Consider the following 21,402-nt stretch of genomic DNA (forward strand, 5'->3'; position numbering starts at 1 on the left):
TTAAGTTAAGACAATCTATTATTCTTTAATAGAACCGATTAATACACCTTGAACAAAGAATCTTTGTAAAAACGGATACACGATTAAAAGTGGTAACGAGGAAATAATAATAACGGCGTATTTTATTAATCCGCCTGTTCTCACTTGCTGGATGAGAGACTCAGTTTGCTCTCCTGAACCTTCCCCTAATTGGGCCTGATTCACTACTAAAATTTCCCGCAGTATGAGCTGAAGTGGGTATTTGTCACGGTCTGACAAGTATATTAATGCATTAAAATATTGGTTCCATAAACCAACTGCATGGAATAATGCCATAACCGCAATAATCGGCATAGAAAGTGGTAATACTATCTTGATAAACATATAAAAATCTGAGGCACCGTCTATTTTTGCAGCCTCTACTAATTGGTCAGGTATACTGCTCTGAAAGAATGTTCTAGCAACTAGAATAGACCAAGCACCAACTACTCCCGGGATTACTAATGCCCACATTGTGTCTAGCATTCCTAATGTTTTAATCACTAAATAGGTCGGGATTAAGCCACCGCTGAACATCATAGTGAATAGCACTAACCATAAAATATATTTGCTTCCCATTAATTCTTTTCGAGAAAGCGCGTATGCACATGGTAATAGTACAAACAAATGTAGGAGAGTCCCTACTGCTGTGTATAAAATTGTATTTCTATATCCTAGCCAAATAGAATCATTTTGTAATATTTTCCGATATCCTTCGAACGTGATATCTACCGGCCATAGCCACATTTTCCCTGAGCTAACCGCTAAGGGGTCGCTTATAGAAGCACTAATTACAAAAACAAGTGGATACACAATTAGGATTACAATAACTGCTAAGAAAATTTTGTTTAGCACATCAAAACCCTTGTCTGACAAACTAAATTTATTCATAGGAACCCCTCCTTACCATAAGCTATTATTACTAGTTTTTCTTGCAACATAATTGAAGGTAATTAGTAAAGCGATATTGATTAAGGAGTCAAATAAACCAATAGCTGCAGCAAAGCTATATTGACCTTCTAATAACCCTGCTTGATATACATAGGTCTGTATGACATCTGATGTTGCAGAGTTTAAGCTATTCTGCAATAGTAAGACTTTTTCAAATCCTACTGACATAAAGCTACCAATATTTAAAATAAGCAATACAATGATTGTTGGGAAAATGCCTGGTAAGTTGATATGTAATATGCGTTGAAATTTAGATGCTCCGTCGACTTCCGCTGCCTCATGTAGCTCAGGGTTAATCCCCGCCAAGGCTGCTAAATAGATTATCGAGCTCCAACCTAAAGTTTGCCATACTCCTGACCAAACAAATATATGTCGAAACCAACCTGCATCATCTAAAAAACGAATTTGGTCTCCACCAAATAGTGTTATTATTTGATTCACTAAACCATTTACTGGGTCTAAGAATATAACGATCATTCCTACTACTACCACTACAGATATAAAGTGAGGAGCATATGTAAGTGTTTGAGCCCATTTTTTAAACGCTCCATTTTTTAGTTCATTTAACGAAAGAGCTAAAATAATTGGCAAAGGAAAAAGTAGCAATTGATATAAGCTAAGTAATATAGTATTTTTGATTAATCTCCAAAAATAGTACGAATTAAAGAATCTTGTAAAGTGATCAAATCCAACCCATGGACTTCCCCAAATCCCTTGATTGGCCATAAAATTTTTAAAGGCTATTTGCAATCCATACATCGGAACATAATGAAAGATTAAAAAATATAAAAGGGCAGGAAGTAAGAAAACATAGAGTTGCCAGCTTTTCATAAAATTTCTTTTGAATTTAGCAAAACGGCTAACTTTTGGAATCACCACATGCTCCTGTAATTTTGTTTCATTTAATTGCATTTATTTACCCCCTTCTCCACTCCGTTGTTCTAGAATTGCCGAGGAAAAACATTCCTCGACAACTTTAGAAGGCTGCATATTCTTATTACTTTTTGTATCTTTCATATGCTTTTTGTTGAATCTCCATGAATTCCTTTAGTCCCATTTTTTCAATAGTTTTCACATAAGAATCCCACTCATCTAGAGAAGTTTCACCAGTAATGAATTTTGCCTGCATTTCCTGTACATATTTATTGATATCAGCTTTCAGGACATTTACTTGATCGTTTTCTTCAGCTGTGTAAGTAAAATTAGGCCAAACTTCATCAATTAGATATGGCTCAAGCTCTTTAGTAGCCTCGATATCTCCTGGTGCATTTTCAGAACCAGTGAAATAGTCATCTGTAATCATTACAGGGTGATTTCCACCTGGATTGATTAAATATTTTGCAAGCTCCTGTGTCATCGTTAAGCCATCTTTACTGTTTGTAATTTTTTCTAATAGCTTCGGTCCATCTGCAGTCTCTTCATAGGTCTCTCCTTCGATACCCATAAAGAACATCAATGCTCCTTCATCGCTATAGAAATGATCTAACCATCTAACCGTTTCAGCAGGATACTTGTTCTCACTCGTAATAGCAAAGTTCCCTAAGTCTCTTAGTGGCGACGTAACTCCTGTATATAGCTTTTCTCCATCTGGTCCAACCAATGCGTTACCTACCACGTAGTCCTTACCAATTTCCTCACCAAACAATTCTACAGGATTATAGAATTGAGTAGCTCCGTATAATTCCTCTGCTGCACCAGCCAAATATTTAGGTACGTCAATGGAATAGATGCCTTGATCAATCAAACCTTCTGAGTACAATTTATGCATATACTCTAACATTTCTTTATATTCTGGAGCAGTAGAGAAGAAACGTAGTTCACCAGCTGAGTCTGTATCTACCAATGTATGAAGTTGTCCTTTGTTTTGTATTCCGAACGCCCCTGAAATCCAATGTAGGATACGGGTCATAGAGACACTACTTAAAGGAATCTCATCGTTTTTACCATTTCCATTTAAATCTGTTTCTTTTACAGCTTTCAAATAAGCATATAGTTCATCTGTCGTTTCAGGATTTTTCATCCCTAATTGATCAAGCCAATCTTTTTTTATCCATGGTTTAGCTCCTATTAATAGAGATGTAAACTCAGGAGAATAAATAGTAGGGAAGGAATAGATTTTACCGTCTGGGAAAGTAAGTCCTTTTTTAATTTCAGGATTGGCTTCCAATACCTTGTTTAGGTTTGGTGCATACTCCTCGATTAAATCATTTAATGGGATAAACGTTCCTTGCTGACCGTATTTTTGTAAATCCCCTACGGGTATCGTCGCTGCATAAAAAACATCTGGCAATGTTCCACTTGCTAAGGCGAGATTACGCTTTTCTTCTAACCCATCAGCAGGGACTTGTTGCCATGTTATGTCCATATTTGTCATTTTTTCATATTCATTCAATATTAAAACGTCATTCCAATCATCAGCTGTAGTCGCTGACTTACCAGCAAAAATATCCAGTTTAATAGTTTCGTTGACTATTGGCATTCCTGTTTTGTTAAAGTTTTTACTGTCTGGTTCAACTTTACCTTTCGCTTCATCATCCGAACAAGCTGCTAAGGCTAAAGCTGCGATTAGAGCTAACGATACTATTTTCTTACCTCTCATTTGTGATACCCCCTAGTTTTTTTGAAATAGTTTTGTTACTACATGACCAACTATTTTGTAAACACTCTTCCCTCCTTACACTATGTATCCCTCACCCCCTTAAAGAGTCCCATTTACCGTTAAGGTAACTGGAAGGTCTCCACTAACCAAGGATTTTCCAAATATTGCTTTAGCAGCGGTTCTCAAAGCGAGATAAGTAAATTCATAGGTTGCTAAGTATGCTGCTACTTTTGGAAAGTACCTAAGATCATAAGGATTTCTCATTGCTACCCCTACCACTGGTATGCCTAATTTTAAAAGCTTTTCATATAAATCTATTTCGTAACTCTTAGATGAAACTGATAATGTGCCAATAACTATCACTTCAAATTTCTTTGCCCTTTCAATGAGCAATTTCATTTCTGTTATATTAAATGTCTCAGAAATATCATAACCCTCTACATGATCACTAATTTCCTTCATCGCATCACTAAGTGTTGCTTTTATTTCTTTCGTATCCTCTACCCCGTATATATAATGATTTACAGGATTAATAACTAATATCTTTTGATTCGTTTTCAAAGGTAATAAGCTTTCATTTTTTACAATCGTAACGCTCTCTTGAAATACTTTCTCGGCTAGCTGTCTATGTTTTTCGCTCCCTAAAGTCGCAAATGTAGCATGGAAGGGAGTAGTTTCCCATGACAAATACTTTTCCTTAAGCTTATTGAGTCGGTCAAGGGAAGCTTTAATAGTTTCTTCTTTCAACACACCTTCAGCTAACGCTCTTTTTATTTCTTTTATCGTACTTATCTGGACATCAAGTGTATGAGAGACCATTACCAAGTCTACACCTGCGTTAAGAGCCTCCACGGCACCTTTTTCAGTCCCGATAGTTTCTGAAATAGCCTTCATTTCCATACAATCTGTTGTTACCACCCCATCAAATCCTAGTTCCTCTCTCAGCAAACCATTAATAACTTTTTTGGATAAGGTAGCAGGAACATTCTCTCTATCTTCTATTGCCGGAAAATAGACATGGGCAGACATAATAGTATCTGCTCCTTCGTTAATACATTCTATAAATGGTACTAGTTCTACTTCATTTAACCTTTTTCTGTTATGACTGATAACAGGTAGCGCTAGATGAGAATCAACATTCGAATCTCCATGTCCAGGGAAATGCTTAAGAGTCGTTATTATTCCCGCTCTTTGCAATCCTTTCATCGATTTTTTCCCAAATTCAGCAACTAAGCGAGGATCCTCACCAAAAGAGCGAACTCCAATAACAGGATTATCTGGATTATTATTAACGTCTAATACAGGCGCTAAATTCCAATTTACCCCTAATTCCTTCAGTTCTTGTCCTGTTGCAAAGCTAACGTTGAAAGCGTTTTCAATATTTCTTGTAGCCCCAATAGCCATGGCCCCCGGAAATGCTGTAGTACCATTTCCCAACCGACGAACTACCCCATTCTCTTGATCCAAGCATATAAGAAGAGGATATAGGTATCCTGCTTTTTTTGCCTCTAGTTGAAGAGTAGAGGTTAAATCTAAAAGTTCATTAGGTGAACCAATATTGTGACTAAACAATATAATTCCACCAATACGATTCTCATGTATAAGTTGAATAATACTTTCTGGTACTGTCTTACCTTTAAATCCGACGATCATTAATTGCCCGACCTGAGTAGATATATCACTTTTCCCCAAATAAACACCTTCTTTTTCATAATAAAGAAATTTAATTGTTCATAATCTAATGAAATATCATTTTATCGATAAAATCTGAATATTTAATAACATAACATATTTATTTTTAAAATGAAACATAATTTTTGAATTTATATATTTTTTTCGTTTTAATATTTCAAATAAAACAAGATTGATTACTCTTTAGGTGAACGCTAGTGCGAGAAAGGACCAATAAGCCTCCACCCACTCCAATTACCATAGGAGTCTGTTTCAAGTACTAACTCCTATATTTTATTGTTAATCCACTTTCACTAAATTAGAATGACTTTTAGCTCGTTAAACAACAAAAACCTAAAGTCCTTTTTCAAGGCTTTAGGTTTTTGTTTAATCGCTTACTTTTTAATCTTTGTTTCTTCGGCATTTTTACTTTCAACACCGGTGTATGAAATAGTTGTTACGCCATAAGTGTATTGCTTATTCGTATCTATCTTTTGATCGGTGAATGTTGCAAAACCATTTTTGTCATATACAACACCAACTATATTCTTTGGATTACTATAATCACCTGCTTTATTACCTTCAAAGCGATAGATCACATATTTTCTAGCATCAATACGTTTTTTGTTGTCTATCGTAACTTGTATAGATTTTCCTTGTTTTTTGGCAGTTACTAATATAGGTTTTTTAGGCTCTGCGGGACCATTCCACGCCGTAGAAGGGGTCAAGGACTTCGTTTGATAAATTTCATTTTCAACTATATCAGCGTATCCAATCTTGTTTGCCAGAATATCTCTGAGAGTAAAATGCATCTGGCCTTTCGTCTTTCCGTTTGCTCGGTTGTCCAAAATCTGCTCTGGCAATTCATATGGATTATTCCATGCAGTATCAAAATTAGCATTTACCTTATAATCTGCCATTCCAATGTAAAGGTTGATTGGATAGCCCTCTGTCTGGCTGCTCCACCAATCCAAAAGTACAGAATAATTCGCTATAGCTAACTGTCGAGACCAGTATACCTGTGGGGTAATATAATCGATATATCCTGATTGTATCCACTCTCTACTATCAGCAAAAAGTGAATCATAGTGAGCAGACCCATTGGTATCGCTACCTTCCGGATCATCCTTGCTATTTCTCCAAATTCCTGATGGAGAAATACCAAACTGTACCCACGGCTTAATATTTTTGATGTTAATATTGATATTCTGAACAAGCTCGTTTACATTATTACGTCTCCAGTCGCCAATATCATCAAAATTACCGCCATATTGTAAATAAGTTGCTGCATCATCAAAATTTACGCCTGGATAGAAATAATCATCCATGTGAACAGCGTCTACATCGTATTTAGTAACTAGTTCTTTTACAGCGTCTATTAAGTAGCTTTGAACACCTGGAATGCCCGGATCCAAATAATATTGAGTTCCATTTTTCACCACCCATTCAGGATGAAGAGAAGCAATGTTATTTGATGCTAATTCGTCTAGTTTTTGATTTGCCATTGTAACGCGATAAGGATTAATCCAAGCATGTAATTCCATACCATGTTCATGTGCTGTATCTAGCATTATTTGCAGAGGATCATAGCCAGGGTTTGTCCCTTGTTTAGACCCAGTTATATAACGAGACCAAGGCGCCAGCTCAGATGGATATAGAGCATCTGCTGTCGGCTTTACCTGAAAAACAATTGTATTAAAATTTTTTCGCTCCAACTCTTTTATTGTAGAGCGAGCCCATGATGTATAAGCAGCTTCATCCATCCCTGGCTTCAAATCAATATTTGCGACGGTAGATATCCAAGAAGCCCTCATTTCCACTTTAGGAGAAATTGTTCCCACCGCACTTCCTGTTTCTATACTTGTAAAGACTAGGGTGAACATAAGCAACACAGCAAAAAAGGTTTTAATATACCCCTTATTCATTCTTTTCCTCCTTTTTTATACTTCCTTTTTTCTTTTTTTAACTTAACCTATGATTTAAGACCTCCCTTTGAGCTAAACTTTATATAATACTAAGTTAATAGTTTGAAACCAGAAGAAAATTGCCATAAAACTAAATTTAAATATGTAAAATTATTGCATTTTATTAAATATTAGCAATAATTTGTATGTTATTTTAATCGGTAATAAAAGTCAATGTAATTTTTGTCCTTAATAAAATGTAATTTCAAATTCTTTCAAAAAAAACTCATTAATTACTACTGAATTCCAGTAATAACTAATGAGTTTTCCTATTCTTATGAAAAGATATTTTGAATAACTAAAAAAAGGATTTGAAAAAGAATTTATTTTTCAATCGAACTTTCTACTGTCTGTATAAAATCCAATAATGGATTAGTGTTCAGATTTTCTTCCCCAAACATTATTTGTACAAACTGAATGTAAGCCGTAGCAATCTCTTCATCTTTATAGCCTTGCCAATCAAATGGAAATAAAGCATATGCATGACGATGAACAAGTTCAGTCGTAAGCATTAGCTTAGTAGGGTCTTTTTGAAGATATTCTTGGATATGCTGGTTTATCTCTTCCATTCGATCAACACCAGTATGTGGAGGTGGTGAAGAAGGAATAACCTTTTGTGATAAACCAAACTTGCTAATAGAAACTTCTTCCGTCACACCTGCACTACCTAATAGCAATAGAGCTAAGGTTTGGACTGTTGGAGATATGTCTGTACATTCTGTAATAGCTTTAATCTCAGGAATTGCTTGTAAAATATTTTTGTAAAAAGCTTGTTGCAAAATCTGTTCTTGTTCCGTGAAACTTAACTGTGTGAATGACTTTAACTCAAGTTTGTCCTTTTCGATAGGGTCAAGAGGAGCTTCATCCTCCTCTTCTAAAATATTCGTTTCGTTTGAAAGTCTATTGCTTAAATCTCTCAGCTGATGAAAATTTATCTTCCGTTCCTCTGAAAAATTATATTCCTTTAATATTCTGTTTATCACTCTATTTAACTCTCCGTACTCCTTCAAATCTAACAGGATTGTCAAATAGAGTTCAACAATTTGTTCAAATACGGGAGATTTCTCTTCTAACAAACCTTCGCATATTTCCTTCGCTTCAATTGCTCTTCTAGTTTCTAGCAAGGTAAGTACATATACACTTAAAATTATGTCGTCCAGCTCTACATATTTCTTAGCCTCATCGAAGCAAGCTGCTGCTTTCATATAATTATTCTCTTCAGCAAATGCAAGGCCGTCACTTATTAAGGTTTCCACCATTCCCGGAAACACGATCAGATTCTCATTTGTCTGGAGGTTATGTTTTTTCTTTTTCACTATGTTCAGCCGCCTTTTGTATTCTATGTATATGTTTTATTTTATACTAACTCTTACTTATGTTCTAATTACAAGATGAATTATTTGTAAAATCAGTAATTACATTCAATCTTCTATGCATAATTGCGTTAATTTCATAATTCCTATTATTATATAGAAACACGAACAATTGAGAAGAGAATAATGAAATCTAAATGCTTTCAACGAGTAAAATGTTATTGATTTGCACTTTAGGCGGACGCTTTCCATGGCGTGAGTGATAAGCCACCACCGCCCTCTACGCGCACGTTTGTGATACCTTATCTTTCTCACTCACCCCACTGGAGTCGCCGCCTGCCGCTCCAATCATCCATGGACAAAAGTTCGTGTTTTACTGGTAAAGTGCTAGTGATGAAATTAACTAAATTAAAAAGGATATTCCTAATTTTTTTTATGGAATATCCTTTAAAATCTAATTTGTTTTGCTGTCTTTTTGTCTGCTAATTGTATCATTCATCGAGATTTTTTTTATTTGCTATCTTTAGGAAGAGATTTTTCAGGAATTGTATGATTTAAATCCTGTTCTCTTGAAAGCTATTCGGCTGCCTCATATCCATATCTTCGCTTTATTTATCTGTGTTTGAGTTACTTGGATCCTGCTCCTGAAAGCTATTCGGTTGTCTCATATCTTTATCTTCGCTTTGTCCAGCTGAGTTTGAGTTACTTGGACCCTGCTCTTGAAAGCTATTTGGTTGTCTCATATCTTTATCTTCGCTTTGTTTATCTGAGTTTGAGTTACTTGGATCCTGCTCCTGAAAGCTATTCGGCTGTCTCATGTCTTTCTTCACTTGTTTGTCCATTTAAATCTCCCTCTTTTCTATATGGATTTATTATATATATTCCCTTTAATACCAGTGTGAAACCTGACCTTTTTTGAGTAATGTATAATTTGGGAGAAATAAAATATAATTGTTTTCCTTTTGGACCTACCAGCACGCAAGATAGGACGATTTAAAATAAACTATGTACTATTATGAAACTAATCAGTTTCTTATACTAATAAAAGCCATCTGCTAAACTACTATACAGATGGCCATCAATAATTATGCAATTTGTTCACTTGTTTCTTCTATAAGAAGGTTATACAGGGATTGATCTGCTTGGTATGAATCTGTATAGGTAGACAAGCTATGTTTCTTTACTTTTTCAAAATACATAGGTTCTACTATATTGTATATTTGATTGAGTTTCTCCGCATTCGACCAAGCAGTTTGCTCAAATGAGAGATTCATTTCATGTTCTTCCAGAAGTATCTCTAATAGATTTACATCATTATAGAGCTCTTTTAGAGTATGAGTTTGCTTTATGTTATATATTTCAATTGTACGGTCTAAAGTACTCATTAATGCATTGCGATCAATAGCATGACCTAATTCATGAATCGTCAATATTTTCACATATAATTCCAAAGAAATTAATGCCGGCATTTCACTTTTGGCTATAAGTAGCCTATTCATATCTACTCCAATATAGTTTCCTATAAAGTTGTAGCTCATATTAATTCCAGAATTATCTTTTCTAATTTCTATCTCCATATCTACCGCTTTTACAGTAGATTTGATCAGTTCTTCAATTCCATAGTTTATTTGAAAATCGTTCATTTAGTTATCTTTTCCCCTTACTTGAATTTTTCCAAGGACAAGTTGACCAACGACTTATACTATATAATGATAAATGCATTTTTACAATTAGTTTGCATCGATATTTCAAGTATGTGTCGTTATCCTGATATCATTTCCAAGGAAATAATAAGAAGACTCCAATGCATGATTTTACTAATGCAAGGAGGAAAATAGCTCCTATCCATAATATAAAGTTCCTGTTATAGGCATAACTAAAAAAATACCCAAGTCATTTAAGACTTGGGTATAACATAATTAATTTTGTTGTAAATTATTAATTTTAAATGGAAAGTTAATTGTTTGAGCCCCGTCGACTCGCTTCGCCGCCTTTGCGACCTGCTTCTTCTCGACTCATTTTGCCATTACTTCCATTATTACCATTGTTGCCGGAGCCGCTGCTTGCTTCTCCGCCTTTACGGCCAATCTCCTCGTAGAAATCTTGGCCATGGTTTTGAGAGGTTGCTTCTCCACCCTTTTGACCAATCTCTTCATAAAACCCGCGATCATGATTATTGGAGGTAGCTTCTCCGCCCTTACGTCCCGCTTCCTCTACTGACATGCTTCGTCCACGTTTGTTTTGGTTGTTGTTAGCCATTTCAATCATCCTCCTATAGTGTGATCATTTTAGTTATTTTTAAAGACTTCTTCTAAGGTTCATCTGTTTCAAAGGTTTAATATTCTAATTTAGTTGTTGGAGCCTCGACGACTCGCTTCGCCGCCTTTGCGACCTGCTTCTTCTCGACTCATTTTGCCATTACTTCCATTATTACCGTTGTTGCCGGAGCCGTTGCTTGCTTCTCCGCCTTTACGGCCAATCTCCTCGTAGAACTCTCGATCATGATTATTAGAGGTTGCTTCTCCGCCCTTACGTCCCGCTTCCTCTACTGACATGCTTCGTCCACGTTTGTTTTGGTTGTTGTTAGCCATATAACAATTCCTCCTCATTCATGTTTTGAGCTATTGATTCGAGCTCACTATTCATATTCCCATCTGAAAATAGCTAAAACATTTAAAAGCAAAAATAGGAGGTTTCTCTTAGCTCTTATGAATATTTAATATGTTTTTTAACTGTTCTAGTACTTTTTTGAATGCTTCTCCGTTTTCTACATGCCAAAAGTTGTTAAATAGATTTCCGTGCTTTTCAATTCTTTCCAAAACAATTGGTATCGAAAAAAAAGTCGGACTTAGTTGTTTGTTAACCTCCTCCCACTTTAAGGGTGTAGCGACAAAACCACCGTCGTTTCCTCTAGTAGAATATGGAGCAATTATTGTTTTTCCTTCATGATGTTGCACATAATCCAAGTACAACTTGTTATTTCTATTCTTTTTCATTCGTTCCGTAGTAAAAATATCAGGATTTTGTTCACATAAGAAATCGCAGACAAACTTTGTGAAAATCCTAGTTTCTTCATAAGAAAATAAATTTTTAGGTAAAGGTATATATATTTGTAATCCCTTGCCTCCAGATGTTTTGACAAATGAAATAAGAGAAAAATTATCAAATATAGCTTTCATTTTAAGAGCTGCATCCACTGCCATCCAAAAATAATCCACTGATGGTGGGTCTAAGTCAAACACAATTTCTGTTGGCAATTCTGAATGAATAGTTTGAAATGGTATATGGAATTCTAAAGCTATCTGATTCCCTAACCATAGAAGTGTTTCGATATTATTACAAAGGACATACCTATTATCTTCAAAGAACTTAGTCTTCACATAATTGGGAACGTTATCCTCCCAGTTCTTTTGATAAAAAAGTTCATCTGAAATTGCACCATGAGGATAACGAATGACAGTAAGTAAACGGTCTCGTAAAAAAGGAAGCATATAGGACGAAACCCGCTGAAGATAGTATAGGTAGTCTTCTTTTTTTATATCATTTGAAATCCATAATGGCTTATCAGGATGGGTAACCTTCACATTTTCAGGAAGTGAATATAATTGTAAATAAAATTTTCTTCTCGTACAGTTTAACGGATCACATTCAAGATTAAATCGATGGAATCTAGGCTCTCTTAAGCTTTTTCCGTCAAAATCTATAGAGGCAATATCCACACATATAGAAGGTTCAATTTGCCACTTATTTCTCCCAATTTTTTGACCATTGCTATAAAAAAACTTTTGAAGAGTAACTAGCTCTTCTTCCATTAAACCATGACTAAAATTGACCACATCTACTAATTGTCCTTCATCATAAATCGCACCAAAAAAATAATTATTACTCTTATCAAAAACTGTTAAGATGATGGTTGTAATCTTCCAGTTTTTTATCTTTAGCCAATCAGTGGAACGCTTGTCACTTGTCCATCTGCTTTTTTCTTTCTTTGCCACCATTCCTTCTCCATTGTGAGCTACAATTTTCTCCCATAGTGGCTTACTATCCTTATGTAACTCAATCATTTGTAAACGATTATTATCCTCGCTATTTATGTTTAATGGCAGTTTAAGATTTTTGAATAAAAGAGAGAGCTTCTCCTTACGTTCAGCAAGTGTTTTGTTAGTAATGTCCTTGCCTTTATATATTAAAAGATCAAAAATAGCAAGATGACAAGGGAAATGTAATAGATGGCTTTCAATTGCCTCTTTTTTTCTCATTCTTCCTCTTGTTTGCACGATTGTAAAATGGCTTTTGTAACTATTAATCAAATGTACGATTTCTCCATCCAGAACTAAAGGTAAATGGGGTTTTACTTGCTCTTCAATGGTATAACAAAATTGTATAATTTCCGGAAACATTTTATTGAGGATGTTTTCATTTCTACTTTTTAAAATAGGCTCAACCTCCCATTCTAAAATACAGCGAAATCCATCATATTTAGTTTCATAAAGCCAATCCTTATCCAAAGGAATATTCTCACTTGCAGTTAAAAGCATCGGTTTAATATGATTCCCCTACTTTCCTTTTTTGTTAGCTTTTGATTATTTTATCTTCCTAATACATAAAACGAGTCAAAAGATTACATAGTAAGGGAAAAGGAAAAGCAGGTGGAAATATATGCATACAGTTTGGAAAGGAAGCATTAGCTTTGGTCTAGTCAATATTCCTATTAAGCTTCATGCTGCAACTGAAAATAAAGACATTAAACTTCGCCAGCTTCATAAGGAATGCATGAAGCCCATTTCCTATAAGAAAGTTTGCGAGGGCTGCAGTGAAGAAGTGAAGAGTGATGACATTGTGAAGGCTTATGAATACTCTAAAAATAAATTTGTAGTACTGGATGAAGAGGAACTTGAAAAACTACGTAAAGAAAATGAGGATAAAGCCGTTGAAATAATTGATTTTGTCAAACTTGAAGAGATTGATCCTATATTTTTTGAAAGAAGTTACTTTATGGCTCCAGACAGCGGTGGTTCGAAGGCATACTCACTATTAAGAAAAGCACTAGAGGACTCTGGAAAAATTGGAGTGGCTAAAATTATTATTAGGGCTAAAGAGCAGTTAGCAGTGGTTCGAGTTTATAAGGAAATGCTAGTGATGGAAACCATCCATTATCCGGATGAGGTGAGAAATGCTTCGGATGTCCCGAATATTCCTCTTGAACAAACTGTAGTAAAAAAGGAATTAGAAACTGCTCTATTATTAGTTGATCAGCTAACTACTGAATTTAATCCTGACAAGTATACGGATGATTATCGAACGGCACTTATGGAATTAATTGAAGAGAAAAAAGTTAGTAACCCAACTGTAGAGGCTGACAGTAAACAGCCCGCTGTTGCATCAAATGTTACTGATTTAATGGAGGCACTCCAAGCGTCCTTAGACAAAACGAAAAAGAAAAAGACTCCTGCCCGGAAAAGAACTCCAAAGGCAAAGACGTCTTAAGTTTAATCATCAATAAGTAAAGCCTTCCTTTATAGGGGGCTTTGTTTGTTCTTTATTCATTGTTCACTTGTTACATAAAATAACGTAACTTCCTTCATCCCTCTGTCTCAGACAACACTTAAAATTTTTTCACAAAGTGGTTATTATTTCCTTTTGTCTTTTTGAGATCTGCTTGTTGTAATGAAAACAATCAAAAGCGCAATAATTGCTATAAAAGCAAGGATGCTAATAATAAGTAGAAAACCTGGTAGCGCAATTGTTGGCATTATTAACCTCCATGAATTATTAAAAGATACCCTTTTAATTTACATACTAGAGATAGCTTAGTAAATAGTTTTTTAGAAACTCCCTCAATAATTTTTATTGTTTTATCAATTCAGTAGTCATAAGAATTATTTATAAAAAAAACCGTCCCCTTATAGTAAGGTAAAGACGATTGTAGGGCTGACTATTTGTTTATTCAGTAACTATTGTATATTTCTACTCTTCTATTTGAATACAAAACCATTTGTGCAATCCAGTAACTTTATTTGCGATCAATACATATGCAAAGACACTGCACCCAGTAGTCCAGCTTTGTTACCAAGCGACGCCTTTACTATTTCTAACTCGGAGTAGCTTCCTATTATTAGTTCTTTAACTTTACTATTTACCAATGATACTAATTTATCCTGCTCCATTATTCCGCCACCTAAAATAATGGCGGGTGGATTAAAGATATGTGTTAATGAAACTAAGCCATACGCTATATCAATTATCCACTCATTTAATATTTTCTCTAATTCTATATTTCCTTGTTCAAGTTCTTCAAAAATTATTCGACCATTCACATACTTTTTTTCAAACTCTTTTGCTTTTTCCACTAACGCTCTAGTGGAGGCATACATTTCATAACATCCAAGACGTCCACAAGTACACTTCTTGCCACCCGGTTGTAAAATTATATGACCAAACTCAGCTGCACAGCCATTAAAACCTTTGTATATTCCTGATTTTAAAACAATTGCACCGCCTATACCTGTTCCATAGGTTAAACATAAAAACTCTTCAAATTTTTTACCTACACCATAATATTTTTCTCCTAATGCAGCCGCATTAACATCATTTTCAACAAGCACAGGGACATCGAACTTATCTTCAAAAATATCCTTTAACTTCATCCCAGTAAATTTAGGTATGTTTTCATTTGCATAAATGATTGAGCCATCTTCGCTATTAACTTGCCCTGCAGTACTAATTCCAATGGCTTGAAAATCCTCATAATTGCTCGTTATTAACTGTATTATTCTTGTAATTAGATGGTCTGCTCCCATGTTTGCTTCTGATTCGTATTCTCTAAAATTTGATATGCTCCCTCTTTCATCAGAAAAGCAAAGCTTAATTGATGTTCCTCCAATATCTATAGCTAATATTTTCATAAAGCTTCATCCTTACCCATTGGATTTCATCGCTTCTACAAATCTTTTAGTAATATTCATCGGTCTTGTTATTGCAGTTCCAACAACCGCTGAGTATGCTCCTAGTTCAAACACACATTTTAGTTCCTCTGGTGTCCAAATCCCACCTTCTGCAATAACTGGCATAGGAAAATCTCTCACTAGTTTTTCTATTAGCAATTTATCGGGCAGTACTGTACCTTGAGTATATTCTGTGTAACCACTAAGTGTTGTGCCTAAGCAATCAAATCCTAATTCATAAGCTTGTTTTCCTTCTTCATAAGTAGAGCAATCAGCCATGAATAGTTGATCACTATACTGTTTTCGAATAGCTGGAAAAACCTCGCTTATTACTTTACCGTCTGGTCTCAATCTATTAGTAGCATCAATCGCTATAATATCGACGCCTTCTCGATAGAGTAGGTCTATTTCTTTTTGAGTTGGTGTGATGAAAACATCTGATTTACTATAGACATTTTTTATAATTCCTATGATTGGCAAATTTACGTTTTTTTTTATTTCTTTAATATCTTCAATACTATTTGCTCTAATCCCTTTAGCGCCACCCATCATCGCTGCATAAGCCATTCTTGCCATAATGTATGGACTATGCAGCGGCTCATCAGGAAGAGCCTGACAAGAGACGATGAGTTCATGATGGATAGAATGTAAAATTTCCTGTTTAGTTTTCATTTATTAACATCCCCACACTAAATCGTTTGATATTTCACAATTGCTTCTTCAATTTTCTTTTTAATGTCGTCAATTTTTTTAATATCTTCTCCAGTTACTGCCTCTAAAGGACCTCTTACACTGCCGATATTTATTCCGCTTAGTTTTAAAACACCTTTTATAACGGAATACATTGAACCATTCAATGAACATAGTGCGATAATAATGTCATTAATATCATGTTGAATTTTTCTGGCATCTGAGAAGTTACCTGCTGAAATAAATTCCTCTGCTTTTAGGAATAACTCTGGCATCACTCCATATGTCCCACCAATCCCACCCTCTGCACCTATTAATCTACCAGACACATATTGTTCATCTGGACCATTAAAAACGATAAAGTCTTCATGGGATGCTGCTTTAAATCGCTCGATATCCATAACTGGCATAGAAGAATTTTTCACGCCGATTAGTTTGTCATTTGTTAATAATCTTTTCAGTAACGGAACAGAAAGATTATAGCCAGTTGTTTGAGGAATATTGTAAATGATAAAAGGCAAATCTGTTGAATCCATAATTTCCGTCCAGTACTTTTCAATTGCACTTTCAGGGAGCTTGAAATAGATTGGAGGAATAGCAGATAACGCATCATAACCTACTTCTTTTGCATACCTCGCTAGTTCAATGCTTTCCTTTGTTGAAGGTGCTCCGACATGTGCGATTAGTGTAATTTTTCCCTGCAGGTTTTCAGCAACACATTTTAGTGTTGCTTTTCTTTCATCAAGCGTTTGATATATACACTCTCCGGAGCTTCCTCCTACATAGAGGCCTCGGATACCTTTTTCATAGAGATGGGTACTTAAATTTTTTATTCTTTCTAGTGATACTTCTCCTGCCTCATCATAACAGGCATAAAAAGCAGGTATAATTCCTTTAAACATATTTAGTTGCATATTCTTTCACTCCTTATTTGATAGAACCCATCGTAATTCCTTGTGTAAACGACTTTTGGAATAACATGAAAATGATAATCATAGGTACTGAAGCTAATGCAGCACCTGCCATCATGACTCCATAATCTGTTTTATATTCTCCTTGCATCGTGGCAATGCCTAAGGGCAAAGTCATCATATCAGTCGAACGTGTAATTACGAGTTGACTAAAATAATCATTCCAACTTAGCATGAAAGTAAAAATCGCCAGTGCACCTATAGCTGGTTTTAGCATCGGTAGTACGATATAAAAAAAGGAACGAATTTCACCACAGCCATCTATTTTTGCTGCTTCTAAAAGTTCATTTGGTATTGTTTGCGAGAATTGCTTCATCAAAAAAACACCAAATGGCCAGCCGATTGCTGGAATGATAAGTCCTTTATATGTATCAACCCAGCCCAAATCGGTTAGCATCGTAAACAATGGAACTAAAATCACCTGTTTAGGTAGCGCCATAGCAGCGATCAGTGCGATAAAAATCAGCTTGCGACCAGGGAATACTTTTTTAGCAAGTACGAAGCCTGCAGTTGCACTTACAAAACATACGGCAATCATCTCAGCACTTGCGATAAAGAAACTATTAAACGTCCAACGCCAAACTGGATTGCTAAATAATGTTATCCAATTATCAAGTATAGGATTAAGTGGAAACCATTCTGGTGGAATCGTGATTGCTACAACTTGAGATTTGAATGCACCAGTAACAATCCAATAGAGTGGGAAAATAAAGAACAGTCCAGAGAGGACTAATATAATAGTTGAGATTATTTTAAAAACGCTTAATTTACGTAACCATTTTAAATTTCCAAGTACATTATTTTTCTTCTTAATCTTTAATGGAGATGTTATTCTCAAAACGTTCCCTCCTTTTAATACTCCACATCATTTCCTAAGTATTTAAATTGAATAATTGAAATTATTCCAATGATGATGGCTAGAATGACACCCATGGCAGAAGCTATACCAAAATTACCTAGAAGGAATGCCTGTTGGTAAACACCATACATCACTGTCGAAGTACTATAAATCGGTCCACCAGAGGTGAGTAATTGTATAAGAGCAAAGCACTGAAATGAATTTATAGTCGTAATGACAATTACATATAAGCTTGTAGGCATTAATAATGGCCAAATAATTTTCCGGAAAATTTGCCCTGGTGTAGCTCTATCAATTTGTGCCGCCTCTATATAACTTGTAGGAATATTACCTAAGGAAGCAACATATAAAATGATTGGCTGACCAACAGATGTCGTGATTAATATTACGGTTATGGCCATTAATGCAGTTTTTGGATCACCCAGCCAGGATTTTGGATCCATACCGAAAAAGTTTGTCACATAGTTAAGTAATCCAAAGTTTGGATGATAGATCCAACCCCAAACTACTGTAACACTGACGACAGAGGTAACTGCTGGTAGATAAAATATACCTCTACAAAATGATCGGATAAATTCACTTTTCTTGTAAATCGACATCGCAACAAAAATAGAAAAACCAATTACTATAGGAACTGCAACAGCAACTAATACAATCGTATTTATAACTGACTTATGGAAGGTTTCATCATGATATAGCGTTACATAATTTTCCAAACCAATGAATTCAAAATTCGTAATGCTATAATCAAAAAAACTCATGTATATCCCTCTTAACATTGGATATACAACAAAAATGAGGAAAAATGTTAACGCTGGTAACAAGAACAAATAACTCATCAACCAATCTAGCAATTTGTTTTTGTTTGGCTTACGAATAGTTGCTAACAATTTTCTACCACCCCAATCCTAATTCTTTTAAAGAAAGGAGCAACACATCAAAGATGTTGCTCCTTTTTTGTTTATCCGTTTTAGTTTGCAGACTTTGCTTTTTCAATCGTTGCATTTGCTTTTTCCGCAAAATCATCTAACGCTTCTTTTGGTGTTTTCGTTTCAAGAATTGCTTCCTGCAACGCTGGGAACCAGAAAGTACGAATCTCTGCATAACCATCTGCAGTTGTTGGAGGATCTGTTATAAACTTACGTGCTAGTTCTGAATAATCATACTCAGAACCTTCATACAGACCAGTAACTGAGTTACGAGCTGATAATCCTCCTGTTTGGATAAGGTTTTTCTTGCCCCATTCAGGATCGTTCACGATGAAATCAATTAGTTTCTTAGAAGCCTCTATTTTTTTGTCGTCCTCATTATTGAAGACAGCTAAACCCCCAAGAAATGGCTCTAGCTTCGGATCTGATCCATCAGGAGTTGGATAAGGTAGTAAAACATCTTCAAAGTCTTCTGTTTTATTTGGAGCAAACAATGATTTTAGTACAGCAGAATAGTTAATAGCGAACGCCATTTTCCCTTGTAGGAATAAATCGTTATGATCTCCTGCCTCAAGTGAAGCAGCACCAGGTGCAACTAGACCATCCTTCGAAGCCTGCACTACCCACTCAAGTCCTTTCACGCCTTCGGCAGAGTTAATCGCCACTTTACTATAATCCTCATTTAAAAATCTGCTTGCACCTAAGTTTGTAATATAGCCTCGTGTTCCCTGGTCTCCTGCTACACTCTTTGCATAAAACCCAGAGGGAATAATACCTGGTGCTTTTTCTTTAACCGCATTTAATGCTTTCTCGTATTCCTCAACCGACCATGTACGATCTGGTCGATCTAAAGGTAACAAATCTAGTTCACCGATTTCTTCGAATAATGTTTTATTAACAGCCATCATGAATGGTCCTGTATTGAATGGGTACATATATACTTGGTCACCGACCATCGATTGCTTTAATAGAGCTGGAGAAATATCGTTCATTACATCAGTTGGCATCATGTCATTCAACGGTGCAAGCAAATCTTTCTTGCCCCAGTCAATAATTCTTCCAGGAGCATCGTAAATTACATCAGGTGCTGTATTCGTAGCAATTGCTACATTCAACTTTTCAGGTCCGCCTTCAAAAGTCAGCATTTCTAAATTCACTTTAATGTCAGGATTCTTTTCCTGAAAAGCAGCTATAATTTCTTCCTCATACTTTCCTACTTTTCCATCTAAAGCCTGGAAGTTCGGGAAATTCCACCATGTTATTTCTACTGATTTGCCGTCGCTAGATACCGGAACTTTTGTTGAATCATTCTCCTTTTCATTGTCGTCCCCAGCCTCCTGACTACACGCTGCCAAAAACATTGATACGACAAATGCAATTACGATAAACAAAATGAACCTTCTTTTTGAACCTTGCATAGTATCCCCCCTAATACAATTATGGAAATATCGGTAAACGCTTTCATTTCCTGTTTTTATCTTAAAGTCAAAAATAAAACTTCACAATCCTTTGTATTTTACATTCATACACCTATTCTGACATGTATACTTGAAAAATATATAATTATTGGAATGTTCATATAATTAGTATTGGGAAAATCTTCTTTATCGTGTACACTATAGCAAATACAAAAAATGCTCTAGTTACAAAATCTTCTAAAACAATAACTACTAATTAATCATTTTGGGGGAATATGATGTATAAATTGATGATTGTTGAAGATGAACCTATCATTCGTTCTGGATTAAAGCATTATTTCGATTGGAAGGAATTAGGCATACAAACAATTGTTGAGGCAGAGAATGGCAAAGATGGTGTAGATATAGCCTTAGTTGAATTGCCTCATTTAGTCATAACAGATATTCGAATGCCGGTGATGGATGGTCTTGAGATGATCGGTAGTCTTCGAACCAAACTCCCTGAAACCTTGTTCATTATTTTAACTGGCCATAGTGAGTTTGAGTATGCACAAAGGGCCATTCAATATGGAGGTGTTCATGATTACTTACTCAAACCGTTACAATATGAAAATAGTTTTTCAGTTATTAAGGAATGTATAGAAAAAATCCGTGTCAAACAACTTGAATCCAAAGTAAATACGGAGAAAAATATAGATTTACTTGGGACATCTCAACTTTTGAAAAAGATGGAGTTCCTTACTCAAGAGGATCTACAACTTTTTAAGAAAATTGAATCCTATATAAAAAAACATATCAATCAAGAATTAACGCTCAATATGGTTGCTGAGCATTTCTTTTATAATCCATCCTATTTAAGCAGGTTATTTAAAACAAAACTAAACATGAATTACATGACCTTTGTAAGCGAAATCAGAATTGGATATGCTTTAGAATGTCTGAAAGAATCTAAATACTCCATTACCGAGGTTTCTCTTATGTGTGGATATAAAAGCTATAAGCACTTCGTAAAATTATTTAAAAGTGTCTCGCAAATGACACCTACGGAATATAGAAAACAGTTAAGGATATAATG

At 35.2% G+C, this 21,402-nt stretch carries 20 protein-coding genes; 2 read left to right on the forward strand and 18 right to left on the reverse strand.

The window, feature by feature from the left end:
* Positions 1-18: 18 nt before the first annotated feature.
* The 11 genes from MKY94_RS12775 to MKY94_RS12825 all read right to left on the reverse strand — a co-directional run bounded on the left by MKY94_RS12775 (position 19) and on the right by MKY94_RS12825 (position 13,054).
* On the reverse strand, positions 19-909 hold the full coding sequence (locus MKY94_RS12775) for a carbohydrate ABC transporter permease (protein ID WP_144535639.1): 891 nt from the start codon (positions 907-909) through the stop codon (positions 19-21).
* A 12-nt stretch (positions 910-921) separates the two neighbouring features.
* The gene (locus MKY94_RS12780) at positions 922-1,800 is read right to left on the reverse strand and encodes an ABC transporter permease subunit (protein WP_144537129.1); all 879 of its coding nucleotides are present in this window, start codon (positions 1,798-1,800) and stop codon (positions 922-924) included.
* A 166-nt stretch (positions 1,801-1,966) separates the two neighbouring features.
* Positions 1,967-3,568, reverse strand: a complete 1,602-nt coding sequence (locus tag MKY94_RS12785) for an extracellular solute-binding protein (protein WP_151109272.1) — start codon at positions 3,566-3,568, stop codon at positions 1,967-1,969.
* Between the two features lie 99 nt (positions 3,569-3,667).
* Positions 3,668-5,260 (reverse strand): beta-N-acetylhexosaminidase, encoded by a 1,593-nt coding sequence (gene nagZ / locus MKY94_RS12790; RefSeq protein WP_151109270.1) that lies wholly within the window; start codon positions 5,258-5,260, stop codon positions 3,668-3,670.
* Between the two features lie 374 nt (positions 5,261-5,634).
* Positions 5,635-7,164: a family 10 glycosylhydrolase gene (locus MKY94_RS12795; RefSeq protein WP_340844563.1), complete on the reverse strand. Its 1,530-nt coding sequence runs from the start codon at positions 7,162-7,164 to the stop codon at positions 5,635-5,637.
* Positions 7,165-7,526: 362 nt separating this feature from the next.
* Entirely contained in the window at positions 7,527-8,519 is a 993-nt protein-coding gene (locus tag MKY94_RS12800) for a DUF3196 family protein (RefSeq protein WP_151109267.1), read from the reverse strand.
* 605 nt (positions 8,520-9,124) lie between these two features.
* Positions 9,125-9,358, reverse strand: coding sequence for a hypothetical protein (locus MKY94_RS12805; protein ID WP_151109265.1), 234 nt, complete (start codon positions 9,356-9,358; stop codon positions 9,125-9,127).
* Positions 9,359-9,601: 243 nt separating this feature from the next.
* Complete coding sequence (locus MKY94_RS12810; RefSeq protein WP_191696808.1) at positions 9,602-10,159, reverse strand: integrase; 558 nt, start codon at positions 10,157-10,159, stop codon at positions 9,602-9,604.
* A 313-nt stretch (positions 10,160-10,472) separates the two neighbouring features.
* Positions 10,473-10,775: a KGG domain-containing protein gene (locus tag MKY94_RS12815; protein ID WP_144535633.1), complete on the reverse strand. Its 303-nt coding sequence runs from the start codon at positions 10,773-10,775 to the stop codon at positions 10,473-10,475.
* 89 nt (positions 10,776-10,864) lie between these two features.
* The gene (locus MKY94_RS12820) at positions 10,865-11,107 is read right to left on the reverse strand and encodes a KGG domain-containing protein (RefSeq protein WP_144535632.1); all 243 of its coding nucleotides are present in this window, start codon (positions 11,105-11,107) and stop codon (positions 10,865-10,867) included.
* Positions 11,108-11,215: 108 nt separating this feature from the next.
* Positions 11,216-13,054 (reverse strand): DNA ligase D, encoded by a 1,839-nt coding sequence (locus MKY94_RS12825; RefSeq protein WP_225215944.1) that lies wholly within the window; start codon positions 13,052-13,054, stop codon positions 11,216-11,218.
* Between the two features lie 121 nt (positions 13,055-13,175).
* Between MKY94_RS12825 and MKY94_RS12830 the strand changes: the two genes are divergently transcribed.
* The gene (locus MKY94_RS12830) at positions 13,176-14,003 is read left to right on the forward strand and encodes a Ku protein (protein WP_144535629.1); all 828 of its coding nucleotides are present in this window, start codon (positions 13,176-13,178) and stop codon (positions 14,001-14,003) included.
* 143 nt (positions 14,004-14,146) lie between these two features.
* Here MKY94_RS12830 and MKY94_RS12835 read toward each other — a convergent pair whose 3' ends face one another.
* The 7 genes from MKY94_RS12835 to MKY94_RS12865 all read right to left on the reverse strand — a co-directional run bounded on the left by MKY94_RS12835 (position 14,147) and on the right by MKY94_RS12865 (position 20,327).
* The gene (locus tag MKY94_RS12835; protein ID WP_255475373.1) at positions 14,147-14,269 is read right to left on the reverse strand and encodes a hypothetical protein; all 123 of its coding nucleotides are present in this window, start codon (positions 14,267-14,269) and stop codon (positions 14,147-14,149) included.
* Between the two features lie 270 nt (positions 14,270-14,539).
* Positions 14,540-15,421: an ROK family protein gene (locus tag MKY94_RS12840; protein ID WP_191696807.1), complete on the reverse strand. Its 882-nt coding sequence runs from the start codon at positions 15,419-15,421 to the stop codon at positions 14,540-14,542.
* A gap of 12 nt (positions 15,422-15,433) precedes the next feature.
* Entirely contained in the window at positions 15,434-16,132 is a 699-nt protein-coding gene (locus tag MKY94_RS12845; protein ID WP_191696806.1) for an N-acetylmannosamine-6-phosphate 2-epimerase, read from the reverse strand.
* Between the two features lie 17 nt (positions 16,133-16,149).
* Positions 16,150-17,064 carry a dihydrodipicolinate synthase family protein gene (locus tag MKY94_RS12850; RefSeq protein ID WP_191696805.1) on the reverse strand — a complete coding sequence of 305 codons (915 nt, stop codon included), beginning with the start codon at positions 17,062-17,064 and terminating at the stop codon, positions 16,150-16,152.
* A gap of 13 nt (positions 17,065-17,077) precedes the next feature.
* A complete protein-coding gene (locus MKY94_RS12855) occupies positions 17,078-17,959 on the reverse strand; it encodes a carbohydrate ABC transporter permease (protein WP_225321658.1) in 882 nt (293 codons plus the stop codon).
* Between the two features lie 14 nt (positions 17,960-17,973).
* Entirely contained in the window at positions 17,974-18,819 is an 846-nt protein-coding gene (locus MKY94_RS12860) for a sugar ABC transporter permease (RefSeq protein ID WP_151113901.1), read from the reverse strand.
* Positions 18,820-18,950: 131 nt separating this feature from the next.
* A complete protein-coding gene (locus tag MKY94_RS12865; RefSeq protein WP_191696804.1) occupies positions 18,951-20,327 on the reverse strand; it encodes an extracellular solute-binding protein in 1,377 nt (458 codons plus the stop codon).
* Between the two features lie 275 nt (positions 20,328-20,602).
* Between MKY94_RS12865 and MKY94_RS12870 the strand changes: the two genes are divergently transcribed.
* The gene (locus MKY94_RS12870; RefSeq protein WP_342577147.1) at positions 20,603-21,400 is read left to right on the forward strand and encodes a response regulator; all 798 of its coding nucleotides are present in this window, start codon (positions 20,603-20,605) and stop codon (positions 21,398-21,400) included.
* Positions 21,401-21,402 lie beyond the last annotated feature (2 nt).

The sequence above is a fragment of the Psychrobacillus sp. FSL K6-2843 genome (assembly GCF_038626375.1).
In the GTDB taxonomy this organism is placed as follows: Bacteria; Bacillota; Bacilli; order Bacillales_A; family Planococcaceae; genus Psychrobacillus; species Psychrobacillus faecigallinarum.

Coding starts and splice junctions, on each gene's coding strand:
- MKY94_RS12775 (WP_144535639.1), bottom strand. CDS start 909: ATGAATAAATTTAGTTTGTCAGACAAGGGTTTTGATGTGCTAAACAAA.
- MKY94_RS12780 (WP_144537129.1), bottom strand. CDS start 1,800: ATGAAAAGCTGGCAACTCTATGTTTTCTTACTTCCTGCCCTTTTATAT.
- MKY94_RS12785 (WP_151109272.1), bottom strand. CDS start 3,568: ATGAGAGGTAAGAAAATAGTATCGTTAGCTCTAATCGCAGCTTTAGCC.
- MKY94_RS12795 (WP_340844563.1), bottom strand. CDS start 7,164: ATGAATAAGGGGTATATTAAAACCTTTTTTGCTGTGTTGCTTATGTTC.
- MKY94_RS12805 (WP_151109265.1), bottom strand. CDS start 9,358: ATGGACAAACAAGTGAAGAAAGACATGAGACAGCCGAATAGCTTTCAG.
- MKY94_RS12810 (WP_191696808.1), bottom strand. CDS start 10,159: ATGAACGATTTTCAAATAAACTATGGAATTGAAGAACTGATCAAATCT.
- MKY94_RS12815 (WP_144535633.1), bottom strand. CDS start 10,775: ATGGCTAACAACAACCAAAACAAACGTGGACGAAGCATGTCAGTAGAG.
- MKY94_RS12820 (WP_144535632.1), bottom strand. CDS start 11,107: ATGGCTAACAACAACCAAAACAAACGTGGACGAAGCATGTCAGTAGAG.
- MKY94_RS12825 (WP_225215944.1), bottom strand. CDS start 13,054: ATGCTTTTAACTGCAAGTGAGAATATTCCTTTGGATAAGGATTGGCTT.
- MKY94_RS12830 (WP_144535629.1), top strand. CDS start 13,176: ATGCATACAGTTTGGAAAGGAAGCATTAGCTTTGGTCTAGTCAATATT.
- MKY94_RS12835 (WP_255475373.1), bottom strand. CDS start 14,269: ATGCCAACAATTGCGCTACCAGGTTTTCTACTTATTATTAGCATCCTT.
- MKY94_RS12840 (WP_191696807.1), bottom strand. CDS start 15,421: ATGAAAATATTAGCTATAGATATTGGAGGAACATCAATTAAGCTTTGC.
- MKY94_RS12845 (WP_191696806.1), bottom strand. CDS start 16,132: ATGAAAACTAAACAGGAAATTTTACATTCTATCCATCATGAACTCATC.
- MKY94_RS12850 (WP_191696805.1), bottom strand. CDS start 17,064: ATGCAACTAAATATGTTTAAAGGAATTATACCTGCTTTTTATGCCTGT.
- MKY94_RS12860 (WP_151113901.1), bottom strand. CDS start 18,819: ATGAGTTATTTGTTCTTGTTACCAGCGTTAACATTTTTCCTCATTTTT.
- MKY94_RS12865 (WP_191696804.1), bottom strand. CDS start 20,327: ATGCAAGGTTCAAAAAGAAGGTTCATTTTGTTTATCGTAATTGCATTT.
- MKY94_RS12870 (WP_342577147.1), top strand. CDS start 20,603: ATGATGTATAAATTGATGATTGTTGAAGATGAACCTATCATTCGTTCT.